The 14,081-nt window shown below is 47.2% G+C and carries 8 protein-coding genes; all 8 read left to right on the forward strand.

Going from position 1 to position 14,081, the window contains the following annotated elements:
• Positions 1-595: 595 nt before the first annotated feature.
• The 8 genes from Q9R46_RS08755 (at position 596) to Q9R46_RS08790 (ending at position 14,046) form a co-directional block, all read left to right on the forward strand.
• Complete coding sequence (locus tag Q9R46_RS08755; RefSeq protein ID WP_311279707.1) at positions 596-5,875, forward strand: S8 family serine peptidase; 5,280 nt, start codon at positions 596-598, stop codon at positions 5,873-5,875.
• 261 nt (positions 5,876-6,136) lie between these two features.
• Entirely contained in the window at positions 6,137-7,144 is a 1,008-nt protein-coding gene (locus Q9R46_RS08760; protein ID WP_483874819.1) for a Gfo/Idh/MocA family protein, read from the forward strand.
• 135 nt (positions 7,145-7,279) lie between these two features.
• Positions 7,280-8,203 carry an AraC family transcriptional regulator gene (locus Q9R46_RS08765; protein WP_311279709.1) on the forward strand — a complete coding sequence of 308 codons (924 nt, stop codon included), beginning with the start codon at positions 7,280-7,282 and terminating at the stop codon, positions 8,201-8,203.
• Between the two features lie 12 nt (positions 8,204-8,215).
• Positions 8,216-9,301: a Gfo/Idh/MocA family protein gene (locus Q9R46_RS08770; RefSeq protein ID WP_311280982.1), complete on the forward strand. Its 1,086-nt coding sequence runs from the start codon at positions 8,216-8,218 to the stop codon at positions 9,299-9,301.
• Positions 9,302-9,525: 224 nt separating this feature from the next.
• Entirely contained in the window at positions 9,526-10,239 is a 714-nt protein-coding gene (locus tag Q9R46_RS08775) for a glycosyltransferase family 2 protein (RefSeq protein ID WP_311279710.1), read from the forward strand.
• Positions 10,240-10,517: 278 nt separating this feature from the next.
• Complete coding sequence (locus tag Q9R46_RS08780; RefSeq protein WP_311279711.1) at positions 10,518-11,270, forward strand: FadR/GntR family transcriptional regulator; 753 nt, start codon at positions 10,518-10,520, stop codon at positions 11,268-11,270.
• The gene (locus tag Q9R46_RS08785; protein ID WP_311279712.1) at positions 11,267-12,478 is read left to right on the forward strand and encodes a M20 metallopeptidase family protein; all 1,212 of its coding nucleotides are present in this window, start codon (positions 11,267-11,269) and stop codon (positions 12,476-12,478) included. Before Q9R46_RS08780 ends, Q9R46_RS08785 begins: the two co-directional genes overlap by 4 nt.
• Positions 12,475-14,046, forward strand: a complete 1,572-nt coding sequence (locus Q9R46_RS08790) for an ABC transporter substrate-binding protein (RefSeq protein WP_145330499.1) — start codon at positions 12,475-12,477, stop codon at positions 14,044-14,046. The genes Q9R46_RS08785 and Q9R46_RS08790 overlap by 4 nt, the downstream gene beginning before the upstream one ends.
• The last annotated feature ends 35 nt before the right edge of the window (positions 14,047-14,081 follow it).

Consider the following 14,081-nt stretch of genomic DNA (forward strand, 5'->3'; position numbering starts at 1 on the left):
ATGCGAAAGGGGTATAGGTCGAAGGTGTATACAATAGATATTCAAAAGCATGATATAGACTTATTTTCTATTTTTTTCAAATAAGGGCTTGTGCAGTTCCCAGTTTGAAACTATACTATACCAATAAAATCCAATTAAAGCCTAAATTTAACTTTTATATGTAATTCAAGATGTACCCTACTATTCAAACCCGTACGAATCACCCAGATTCACATACCACTTCACGGCAAGCGTTATACGATCACTTCTGAATATCCTCCACACGAATGTTTACGACATCCCGGTTACTCTCTTATGACATCCACACTAATTATTGATGACATCAGTCAGCATAAAGACTTTGATCTAAACACCATTTCTTCACATTTATTTAACCTATGGACAATTTTCGAATGTTCCAGCCCCCTATATTCCTAACCAAACCTGTAAAGGAGGTGAGGCCGTATGTGAAGTGAAAAGAAGGTAAGCAAGGTGAAGTAAATAATGTCCGATGATGCTCACTACACCGCTACAAAATCAGCAATTGCATACATTCACAGAGAAGGGTACTTGTACTAGATCAAATAATAAAGCCGGGTAAAAGGAGTGGAAAAGTTTGATTAAATTAAAACCGTTACGCAAGCCCGTTTCCATGGGGCTCTCGCTTCTCCTTGCATTATCAATGGCACTTCCGGTTTCTGCACAGAACTCATCCTCATCTAAAATCGATATGAAGTCCAGCTTGGCTGAGGTTTCAACGTCTAAAGTGAATGCCAAACTGACCAAAGCCTTTGAAGGCAGCGAATATGTCACCTATCTTGTCAAAATGAAGGAACAGGTGGATACCAAGGCTGTCTCCAAACAAGCAATGGAAAAGGCAACGATTGCCAAGGAAACACCTTCGGCAACCAAGCTCTCTGTGCGGAACTCTGTGGTGAGTTCACTTCGTGAAACCGCCTCGCGGACACAATATTCGATCGAAAATTATCTGGAAAAGGAAATTGACCTCGGGAAGGTCAAAGAATATAAAAGTTATTTTATCGTGAATTCACTCGCGGTCACCAGTACCAAAGAAGTCATGGAACAGATTGCGTTGCTGCCAGAGGTAGAGAAAATTCTGCCGAACGAAACGCGATATCTGGATAAGGCGGAAGTAAGCAAGCAGCCAGCGAGTGTCTCGACAGAGAAGGATTCCGTCCAATCACCGGCTAAAAAGTCGGCTTCACAAGGAACCGCAATCAAAGAAGCGGATTCCAAGGTGAAGAAACAGACGGAAAATGTGGAATGGAATATTGACTACATCAATGCACCTGCAGTTTGGGAGCGAGGCATTGATGGCACGGGCATCGTAGTTGCGAACCTGGACAGTGGCGTGGATTACACGCATCCTGCGCTTCGCAGTAAATGGCGTGGTCTGGACGCTTCAGGCAATGTCGTTGATCCAGAGCTAAGCTGGTACGATCCGCATAGTGGCGCGACTCTTCCTGCTGATGGGGATGGACACGGTACCCACACGATGGGAACGATGGTTGGTTCCGAAGCGAACGGCACGAATAAGATCGGCGTTGCACCTGGTGCAAAGTGGATCGGAGTGCGTATTTTTAATCCGGAAACAACAGATGCCATTATTCTGGATGGCGGACAATGGCTCATTGCCCCAGTGGATGCCGAAGGCAATCTGCATCCTGAACTTGCACCGGACGTTGTAAACAATTCATGGGGCGGAGGCGCAGGGCTCGACGAATGGTTTAGACCGATGGTTCAGGCTTGGCGTGATGCTCAGATTTTCCCTGAATTCTCTGCAGGGAATGTACGCTTGGGGAATCCGGGCGGTCCTGGTTCCGTTGCGAACCCGGCCAACTATCCGGAGAGTTTTGCTACAGGAGCAACCGATATTAACGGCAATTTAGGTTCATTCTCATTGCTTGGACCATCCCCGTATAATGAGATCAAACCAGAAGTATCCGCCCCTGGCGTGAACATTCGTTCAGCCGTGCCTGGAGGTACATATGAAGGTGGATGGAACGGCACATCCATGGCAGGTCCGCATACGACGGCGCTCGCAGCATTGTTGCTTCAAGCGAACCACTCTCTTAACGTGGATCAGCTGGAACAGATCATCATGGATACGGCTACACCGCGAACCGATAGCAAATTTCCGGTTACCCCGAATAACGGTTATGGTCACGGAATCATTAACGCATTGGATGCGGTTGGTTCGGTTCTCGAAGGCATCGGCACGGTCTCCGGGAGAGTTGTCACGGCTGGCGATGACTTGGAAGAGCCGGTGCTGGAGCACACGCCAGTAAATACGGCGTTTACGGGTCTGGACATTCCTTTAACAGCACATGTGACAGATGATGTAGCGGTGGTTTCCGTCGAAGCTTTTGCCAGAACCAAAGGCACGAAGCAGTACGTCTATCTGCCAATGAATCGGATTGAAGGAGACAGTAAAGCAGGTACGTATACTGCGACGATTCCGGCTTTCCTGATTGAACCAGAAGGCGTGGAGTATTACATTCGAGTGAATGATTACGGCAACAATGGATTCGAGAGCAAGGTGTATAACATTGCTGTGTCTAATGGTGTGAAACCTGGATATTTGCAGGACTTTGAAGCTGATCAGCTTGGATTTACTACAGGCGGTACAGGAAGCACCTGGGTTTGGGGGGCACCTGCGAGCGGACCAAAGGCCGCTTATTCAGGTGAAAAGGTTATCGCTACAAATCTGCAAGGCACGTATCTGCCTAACAGTAACGCGTACTTGCTTGCTCCGCCGATTGACCTGACAGATAGCCCTGAAGGGGCACTGTTAACATTCAAGCATTGGTATGACCTCGAAAATAATCTCGATTTTGGCAAGGTATACATTGCTACTGAAGACAACGATTATGTATTTGAGGAACTGCTTAGTTACACAGGTACGAGCGGTGGATGGAAAACACAGTACATTGATCTGCGTGATTATGCCGGACAGCAGGTGTTTATCCAGTTTAATCTGACCAGTGATGGTACAGTTCAAAAAGCTGGCTGGTATATTGATGACTTTGCCGTTCAGGAACTAGACGATATTGCTCCAGGAACGCCTTCAGCTTTGTCTGCAACTGCGGATATTTTAGGTAACGTAACCCTGAACTGGACGGATTCGGATGATGAGGATCTTGAATCTTATGTGGTCTATCGTTCCGAAACGGCTAGTTCCGGTTATGAGGCTGTCGGCACGGTGAAGAAAACCACATTTACAGATACGGCTACGGAGTCGAACACTACGTATTATTACACTGTGGCGGCACGTGACTATAGTGGTAACGAAAGTGAGAAATCGAATGAAGTTTCCATTACAGTAGAGGTGCCGGAAGATATTTATATCGATTCGTTTGATGGAAACGATGATAATGGCTGGACTCATGCCGGAACCAAGGATGAGTGGGAGCGAGGTATCCCGTTAACGGGTCCTTTAAGTGCGGTATCCCCGCCTAATGTGTGGGCAACCGATCTCGACAACACGTATGAGAATGGTTCCAACTACTCGCTGGTATCCCCGGTGATTGATTTGACGGATGTCTCTGATGCGACACTTACATTTAATCACTGGTATGAGATTGAAGGTGGATATGACTTCGGTTATGTCGAAGCAACCAAAGATGGAGGAACAACCTGGACGGAACTCGGCAAATTCTCGCATAATACCAACGGAAAACAGTGGACACCTGTCTTCTATGGACTGAATGCACTGACCGGGAATGAAGTTCAATTCCGTTTCCGATTAACCTCGGATAACAGCGTGGTGAGAACGGGCTGGTTTATCGATGATTTCCGTGTACTGGGTGTTGCTACACCAACGGTAACAAAGGATGAAGCCGTTGTGCTTTCAAGTGACAAACCTAAACCGGACTATGATAATCCATGGTACAAAGTCACGCGTACAGACAAATCAACGTTCAATCAGACGAAACAACAGGAGCCTGACGTCCTAAAACCGGGAACAGGTTCAGTTCAGCCACAAAGTCTGCCAGCGAGTGCAACGGTCACTGTACTTGAGACCGGGCGTTCCGTGAAAACAGACTCGTCAACAGGCAAGTACAGCTTTACGCATGTTGCAGGAGAGTATACGTTAAAAGCGGAAGCATACGGTTATTATCCGCAAACGAAAACGGTGACGATCACAGATGGTGGCGGAGCCAAAGCCAACTTCAATCTGGAAACGATCCCTTATGGACAGATCAAAGGGGTAGTTAAGGATGAACGCTCAGGTCAACCGATAGCGGATGCCTCGGTGCTCGTTGTGGAGGATGCTAAAGTCGCAGAGGTTCGTACAGGAGCAGACGGAAGCTTTACGCTTCAAGTGTTAGAGGGAAGTTACACGTTGTCGGTTCGCGCGGCGGACTACTATAGCAAAAAAGTTACGGTGACTGTACCGGGCAACGGCACAGTAGATAGTAATATCGCTTTGAAACCATTTATCGGTTTCCCTGGTGAAATTGCGTATGACGACGGTACAGCCGAGAATGCAAGAGCATTTAATGCTGCCGATAATGCGTGGGCCGTTCGAATGACTCCAGAGCTTGAAACAGCACAACTCACGGGAGCTTCGTTCCGATTCTGGAATACGGAGTGGCCTGTACCTGGTGGGACTGCTTTCCAATACGCGGTTTATGATGCATCAGGCGCTGGTGGCGCACCAGGCAAAAAGCTTGCTGGACCGTTCAATGGTACTGCACTGCGGAACGATCAGTGGACTTCCGTTGAATTCCCTGAGCCAATTATTGTGACAGGTGATTTCTACATCGTTTATATCCAGAGTTTAGCGGGTACAGCCGCTCCTGGTCTGGCTACGGACGAGGACGGGACTTATGCGGCACGTAGCTGGCAGCGTGTAAGCGGGGCATGGAGTGCTTCACCTGCTGAAGAGGGGAACTACATGATCCGCGCGGTGGTACAATATCCGGTGAATGCTCCGGTGCTTACACCACCAGCGAATACGTATACCAATCAGTCTACCTTTACGGTCGCTGGAACATCTCCTGCTTCTGGAGCACAGATCAAGTTTTACAATGACAAGGATGCTGCAGGAACAACAACCGTAAATAACGGGAAATTCTCTTATGGAGTAAAGCTGCGGGCTGGCGTTAATGTGATTACCGCAGAAGCTGTCATTAATGGTAAAACGACAGATCGTTCGCTTCCAGTCATTATCATCCTTGACCAGACCAAACCTCAAGTGAACGTTGTCAGTCCAGCGGAAGGAAGCCGGATTAATACCGAGGTCGTTCATGTGACTGGCATTGTGGTGGAACAATTCCTCGACAAAGTCACCGTGAATGGTCAGACCGTGCAAGTTGACAGAGACAGAAAGTTCAGTCACCGCGTACTGGTGAACAAAGGTGAAAACATCATTACAATTGTGGCAACCGATCTTGCCGGAAATAAAACGACAGTAACACGTAAGGTTTATGTGGAAACGGAAGTGCCTGAACTTACCGATATCACACCAGCCCAAGATGTACGAATTACATCAGGTGAAAGTCTCAACGTTTCATTCAAAAGCAAACCGGGATTGCAAGCTTCTTTCCGGGTTCAGTTGCCTTTGAATCTGAACGCGGACGGTGCGGGAGAGGTGCCTCTGGTGGAAACAGAACCGGGTGTATACACAGGCTCTTACACAACACCTGCTAATCTTGTGCTTGAAGGTGGAGTCATTGTGATCCGGGCACAGGATGCAGCAGGCAACAAGGCTGAAGCTCAAGCCGCTGGAAAATTGTTTGTCCATGCAGAGCAAGGAGAAAACAAAGCAGAAGGGCAGCCAGCTCCTGAGAAGGAAGCTGAAGCAGGAAGTGATTTGGAATCGGAGCAAACGGATAAAGGCTCTGCTCCTGCTGAAGGTCTTGAATCATGAATTGAGTAGAAGACAAACGTATTAAAAAGGCAATTTTAACGAATGACTTATTTTAGATGTGGTTATGGCAGTAGAAGCGGCAAGCCCAGTAATCAGGGCTTGCCGCTTTTTTTGTCTGGTTCACCTTCATTTGGGAGAGGAAAATTAAATGTCGTAATCTTATATATGAATTGTCGTGAGTTTCGATTAAAAATAAATAAATCATGTGATACCTTATAGATACGTTGTCAGAATATTATATACTATGGAGGGATGACATCCGTGACCATTCGAATTGGAAAAATCAGTTTGTGGCATGTACATGCATGGGACTACATCAAGCAAGCCCAGGAACATAAGGATACAGTAATCGCCGCCGTGTGGGACGAAGACCCGAAGCGTGGGCAGGAAGCCGCTGACCGCTTGAACGTGCCCTTTTATTCATCGCTTGAGGATATGCTGGCACAAGATGACATTGATGCGGTAATTGTAGATGCGCCTACACGTCTCCATGAAGAGGTGATTACGGCTGCTGCCAAGGCGGGGAAACATATTTTCACCGAAAAAGTCATTGCCGCTAGGCAATTGGAGTCTAATGTTATTCTGAAAGAGGTGGAGGCAAACGGAGTTAAAATGACCGTTTCTCTTCCGCGTCTATATGCTGGATATACGCTGACCATTCAAGACGTGCTTGAGCGCGGATTACTCGGTCAAGTTACATACGTGAGGGCACGATTATCCCATGATGGAGCAATCACAGATTGGCTTCCTCAGCATTTCTATGATTTGCATGACTGTCAAGGCGGAGCACTGATTGATCTGGGCTGTCACCCGATGTATTTAACGAGATTGTTTCTAAATCAGCCAATTACCGATGTGAGCGCAAGCTTTGGTTATATTACAGGCAAAGAAGTTGAGGATAACGCAGTGGCAACCCTTTCAACCGCATCAGGAGCGATTGGGGTAGTCGAAGCGGGATTTGTGAACAGTCATTCACCTTTCACCATCGAAGTACATGGCACAGAGGGCACGTTGCTGTATGGCACGCCGGATTCCACATTGTTGATCCGCACGAAAGTAGCGGAAGGTCAGTATACGGATTGGACCGAACTTCCTGTTGCTGAAAATGTAGAAAGCGCATTCAATCAATGGGTCGGACACATCCAACATGATACCGAGGACAGCGCAAACATCAACATGGCGATGGAATTGACCCGGTTGATGGAAGCGGCGAATCGCTCAGCGAAGGAAGGTAGACGAATTGCGCTGACTGAGTTGCAAAGTTTTTGATAAGAGGGCCATACAGGATTAGATTGGATTATATAAGTTGAATGATTTATTTACACTATAGCGGAGTGGACTGTGTAAAACCTTTAGTTCAACTTATATAAATTCATCCTGCAAGGCGTTAAGGAGGAAGGCATCTTGAGTCTGTATCCTTATGAGAAAATGCTTGATCGGCAGGATCTTCTGGAGCGGCTTGATATTACCGTGGTATGGGGGCATTACGAGATTCGTGTGCTGCGATTTCACCTGACGACGTTTCCAGCGGGTCGGGTTGTCGACTTTCATAACCATGCGGAGTATGAGTTCCATCTCATTCCTAGAGGAAAAGGCAAAGTTATTATTGATGATCAGTCCCATGCACTATCGGAAGGCGTATTGTATCTGACTGGACCAGGGGTTGTTCATTATCAGGAAGCTGATGCCGAGCAGGATATGGATGAGTTGTGTCTTCATGTGGATATCGTGCATAAACCACGAGAACATGTCGATCCATGGGAAGTTGCGGAATCGGAAGAGACCATTGAAAAACTAAAGACACTTCCGCATAAACCGGTTCAGGATTATCACCGTGCAATGCTCTGTTTTCTCGAAGCGTATGAAGCATGTGACCACAAGATGGTCGGATACTACACCTCGATTAAGCAGCTGGTTGTTAGCATTTTATTAAAAACGGTTCGCGCTTACGATACGGGCGGGATTCGAGCTGAAGCCCCTGTAAGGGATATGACAGTGTATCGATACCATTATGCCTTACAGTATATGGAGGCTAACCATGCTTCTGTGGTGACGCTGGAGCATGTTGCCGAGAAGCTGCACATCAGCAGCCGCCAGTTGCAACGCATTTTTTATCAGGTACAGCCTGATATGCCGTTCAGCCGTGTGCTGGAGGACATTCGCTTGCGCGCGGTGTGCCGGAATTTACAGGAAAGCAATGTGTCCATTGAGCAAATTGCGGTTGGCTCCGGCTTTAACAACGCCAACTATTTACATGCTGTGTTTCGCAAACGCCTCGGGATGACCCCGTCGGCTTTTCGCAAAATGAAACAACCAATACTAAAGTGAGGGTGACTTATGATGAGTAAAGTATATCGCATTGGAATTATTGGCTGTGGCGGAATCGCAAATGGCAAACATCTGCCAAGTCTGAGTAAGCTGGAGAACGTTGAACTGGTTGCTTTCTGTGATATCGTGGAAGAGCGTGCCGCAGAGGCAAAGAAACAGTACGGTTCTGCCGATGCCGAGATATACACGGATTACCTGGAACTGCTGAAGGATGATTCACTTGATATTGTACATGTGCTTACCCCGAACATTTCCCACGCGGAGATTTCAATAGCTGCGCTGGAGGCTGGCAAACATGTGATGTGTGAAAAACCGATGGCCAAGACTGCGGCTGAAGCGCAGCTTATGTTGGAAGCGGCGGAACGTACAGGTAAAAAATTGACGATTGGTTACAACAACCGATTCCGGCAGGACAGCATGGTTTTAAAGCAACTGTGCGAAGCGGGCGAGTTAGGTTCGATCTATTTTGCCAAAGCCCATGCGATTCGACGAAGAGCCGTGCCGACTTGGGGGGTGTTTCTGGATGAAGAGAAACAAGGCGGCGGCCCGCTGATTGACATCGGAACACATGCACTGGATCTGACCTTATGGATGATGGACAATTATCAGCCGAAAGTGGTACTTGGCACCACGCATCATGAGCTCTCCCAGAGAGAAAATGCAGCGAATGCTTGGGGGCCGTGGGACCCGCAGAAATTTTCAGTGGAGGATTCAGCTTTTGGTATGATTGTCATGGAAAACGGAGCAACGATTATGCTGGAATCCAGCTGGGCGCTGAACTCGCTTGATGTGGATGAAGCTAAATGCAGTCTGAGTGGCACCGAGGCAGGCGCGGACATGAAAAACGGACTGCGTATCAATGGCGAGAAGTTCAGCCGTCTGTATACCAATGAAATTGAACTCAGCTCTGGCGGTGTAGACTTCTATGAAGGGCAGTCCGAAAATGCACCAGATGTGGAGATGCGCAAATGGATTGAAGCAATCGATAAAGATTTGGAGCCGGTGGTAACACCGAAACAGGCGCTGGTGGTATCACAGATTTTGGAAGCTATTTACGAGTCGGCACACACGGGCAAAGCCGTATACTTTAATAATTAACGGAGACGTGCGTACACTTATCTTTGCTGTGAATGTAATGTATTCTTTTAGCAAATAAGCAATGATCATGAATAATGCTAAAAAATCAGTTTTCCTGTAAACCTCTGTCCCTGTAATCAGGGCAGAGGTTTTTATTATTTTTAAAGACTAGAGGGAGCAGTCCATACCTGGTAAGAACCAAGCACATAGGATGAGAGAAAATAAGCGGAAAAGAGGGGGATGTTGTGTCTAAATATCGTACTTCTCCAGGAGTTTCCATCGTGGTTTGTACCAATCGCCCACAATTTCTCGATAACATCCTGAAAAATTATCTTCGACAGCGCTACAAGGCCAAGGAACTGATTATTATTCTGAATTTGGACAGCATGAACATGCGTTTGGTTCGGAAAAAGGTACAGAAATACGCAAATGTTCATGTATACCGGGTGCCAGAGAGGGTATCACTGGGGCAGTGTTTGAACGCTGGAATGACGAGAGCCCGCTTTTCACTCCTGGCCAAAATGGATGATGATGATTACTACTCTCCCTATTATCTGGAAGAACAGGTGCGTGCGCTCAGAAGATCCGGTAGTGATATTGTAGGCAAACACTCCTGTTTGGTCTATCTGGAAGCTTCCCGAACATTGTTGGTGAGATCACCGGGCGAGAGCAATAAACCAGTGGAATTCATTCAGGGAGGCACCTTGTTATTCAGAAAAAAGGTGTTAAAGCGGGTTCGATTCACGGATCGTTCGGTTGGGGAGGATGTCACATTTCTGCGGCAATGCAGGAAGAGAGGTTATAAAACATATGCGACCTCACCTTACAACTATGTGTATCTGCGAAGGCAAAACAAAGCGAGCCATACGTGGAGAGCAGAGGATCGGTTCTATCTCGAAGGAAGCGAGCGGCTGGCTGTAACCGGGGATTTCAGGCCTTTTGCACACAAAGATTTATAGAAGATGAATATACAGAGTATTAAGGGCTACCGGTTACTATCTTCGTTTTTTTTCAATATGAAAATGAATAGCACATCTTCTTGAACGATAGAGGTTCTGACCGATGCAGAGCGTCTTTTTTTTCTTTACAGATCACGTTTTTTCGATAGGGAAAGAAAGGTGCTATGCAGAGGATTAAAATAAATGTTGAAATTTATCAAAAAAGTATTGCATATCAGTTTAGTCGGAATTATATTAATGGTATAAGGTCTAGACCATATACAGATCGGAGTGATCAGATGTCTAATCCATTCTCCTTTCATTTCGAAAAAGTATCGACTAAAAAGGTTAGTGAATTTATTCGGGAACAACTGGAAGAAGCTATTATTTTAAAAGAGTTGATGAGTGAAGAGCAACTTCCCGCTGAACGGGATTTAGCCGAGATGTTCGATGTAAGTCGTATTACGGTTCGTGAAGCGCTCTCCGCACTGGAAGATAAAGGATTGATCGAGAAAAGAGTTGGAGCCAAAGGTGGAACGTTTGTCCTGCCACTCACGACCAATTCGCATAAACGTACGAGAGAAGAGATCAAACGAGGCTGGGCTCAGATGCTCAAAGTGTTTGAATACCGGACCATTATTGAGCCGGAAGCGGCTTTTCTGGCTGCTGAGCGGATCACCGCAGGCGAACTGGAACAGCTGTATAACTATATGGAGCAAAGTATCGAGCCGGATTGTACACGGGAATGGTTCAGAGCACTGGATGTAAAGTTCCATCTAACGATAGCCAAAGCAGCGGGAAATCCATACTTCGAAACCGCCGTCAGACAAATTCGGACGAAGATTAACCCTGCGCTCGATCTGATGCCTTACGATGAGCGAATTCGTTCCGTAAATTACGGAGTACATATGGAGATTCTTGAAGCACTGAAATCAAGAGACAGCGTGAGATCACGGGATACGATGAAAAGGCACATCGAATTCTCGGCTGATGCCATCTATGCGCGGTTGGTGTCGGAATCCGAGGAACATGAAAGGAATGAGATCCAATGAAACAATCTGAATTAATACAGCTGGCTCAGCCGCTACAAGCGAAGTTAAGTGCTTGGCGCAGAGACTTTCATCGCCATCCGGAAATTGGTTATGAGGAGCATCGCACCTCTGCCATCGTGGCCGAGCACTTGGAGAGCCTTGGACTAGAGGTTACTCGTCATGTTGGGAAGACGGGCGTAACCGGCCTGCTTCGCGGGGAAACAGATGGTCCTACCTTTGCACTTCGAGCGGATATGGATGCTTTGCCGATTGAGGATCAGAAATCAGTGGAATATCGCTCAACGGTGAAAGGCAAGGCACACCTCTGTGGTCATGACGCACACACATCCATTCTGATGGGGGCTGCTGAACTACTCACAGGGCTTGGCAGGCCTAAGTCCGGCAACATCAAGTTCATCTTTCAACCCGCGGAAGAGGGACTAGCCGGTGCAAGAGCCATGATTCAGGACGGCGTGCTGGAGAATCCAAAGGTGGATGCCATTGCTGGCTTGCATATGACACCCGGTCAGGATACGGGCACAGTAGGGGTGAGCCAGGGGGTTGCTTTTGCTTCGGCTGATCCGCTTGTCATCAAGATTGTGGGTCGGGGAGGTCACGCGGCTCGTCCGCATGAAGGTATTGATGCGATTGCCGTATCTGCTCAGGTGATTACTGCATTGCAGAACATCGCCAGCCGTATGGTTGATCCGCTTGAACCTGTAGTGGTCACGATTGGTAAAATCACCGGAGGTTATATGGGTACGGCTATAGCGCCTGAAGTTGAGATGATTGGCACGGTCCGCACATTATCTCCTGCAGTGCGTGAACGGATGCCATCTCTGATCAAGCAAGTCGTGAACGGTGTCTGCAGTTCATTCGGAGCGGAATGTGAAGTCACCTATGGTGACGGTTATCCGGTCGTTGTGAATGACCTTGGCATGGTTGATCTGCTCACAGATGTCTGTGAAGAGGTGAATGCGCAGAAGGGGTGGAGTTACATCAAACCGTCGACAGGCGGGGAAGACTTTGCTTTTTATTGCGAACATGTGCCGGGTGTGTTTTTCCGGTTAGGATCGGGAAATGAAGAGGAGCGTACACGGTATCCGCTTCATCATCCGAGATTTGATCTTGACGAAACGGTCATGCCTTATGGCGTAGGCCTGTTGTCAGCAATTGCACTTGAATTTTTGGCAAGGAATACAACTTCCAAGGGGGAAGAATCACAATGAAAAAGAGACAATGGACAGGTTTGTGGATCACTTTGCTGGCAATCGTAATGGTGTTAAGTGCTTGTGGCGGAGGCAGTAAAGGAACGACGAGTAATACAACTTCTGAAGGAAGCGGGAACGAAAGTGCAGCTGCCAGTAACACGTTAACAATTGCGGCGGCAACGGATATCGAAAGCTTTGATCCACACAACAATAACAATACCGCGAGTGAAGCTGTGCTTGTAAACGTGTTTGATTATTTGATCAAAAATGACAGTCAGCAGAAAAAAGTTCCTGCGCTCGCCACTTCATGGGAGCAAGTGAACGATACAACGTGGAGATTCAAGCTGCGTGAAGGTGTAACCTTCCACAATGGTGACCCGTTCACTTCCGCTGATGTGAAGTACACGCTGGAGAGAGTCGCCAAAGATAATACGCTGAAGCAAAACAGTTATTTCAAAAACATCGTTGAAGTCAAAGCGGTGGATGAGCATACGGTAGACATCATTACCGATGGACCAGACCCGTTGCTGCTCAATCGTTTGTCCAAAATGGGCGCTGGCATCCTGCCTTCCAAATATATTGCAGACAAGGGCATCGACACATTCCTGAAAGAACCGGTGGGTACCGGCGCATACAAGTTCAGCAAATGGACTAAAGACGACCGCATTGAGCTTGTGAAAAACGAAAACTATTTCGGCGGTGAGCCGAAGTGGAATGAAGTGGTGTTCCGTGTCATCCCTGAGGCTTCCACACGTGTATCTGAATTGCTTGCCGGCGGAGTTGACATTGCGTCAGCCATCCCATCGACAGATATTACACGCATTGAAGGCGAGGCAGACAAAAAGATTGTAAAAGCACCTATTCAACGTGTTCTTCAACTGATCTTCCGTCAAACTGAGGGCAGCATCACGGCTGATCCAAAAGTGCGTGAAGCCATTGATCTGGCGATTGATAAACAAGGGATTGTAGACAGCATTGCCGGGGGAGCAGGAATCGTTACACGTACATCTGTAACACCTGGAAACTTTGGGGCTGATCCGTCACTGTATAAGACATCTTTGTATGATTTGGAAAAAGCAAAACAGTTGCTAAAAGAGGCAGGGTACGCTGAAGGCACAGCAGAGATGACCATCTCCGTATCTTCTCAGTATAAGGAACAAGCTGAAGTTGTTGCGGCCATGCTGGATCAGGCCGGATTCAAAATCAATCTGGACGTGCTTGAGCCGAGTGCATTCAGCGAGCGTTATAGCTCCAAATCGTTTAAAGAAATTTTCATGATCGGAATCGGTAACTCCCTGTTTGACGCTTCGAACAACTATAACCGCTATATGGTGGAAGAAGCCAAAGGGGAATCGGATTACAACAATCCGGAAGTGGAGAAGTTGTTGCAATCTGCACTTGTAAACATGAATCCGGAGTCTCGTGAGAAAGAATATCAGCAAGTACAACAGATTTTCTCAGAAGAGCGCCCTGCCGTATATTTGTATCAGATGGAAGGCGTCTATGGAACCAATGACAAAGTGAACTTTGCACCACGCAGTGATGAGATGTTCTATGCAGATGAGATTACACCTGTTGCAAAGTAACAGAGGCTAATACCACCTGTCATTGCATGAGTAAG

This window comes from Paenibacillus sp. RRE4, assembly GCF_031844205.1.
GTDB classification, from domain to species: Bacteria; Bacillota; Bacilli; order Paenibacillales; family Paenibacillaceae; genus Paenibacillus; species Paenibacillus xylanexedens_B.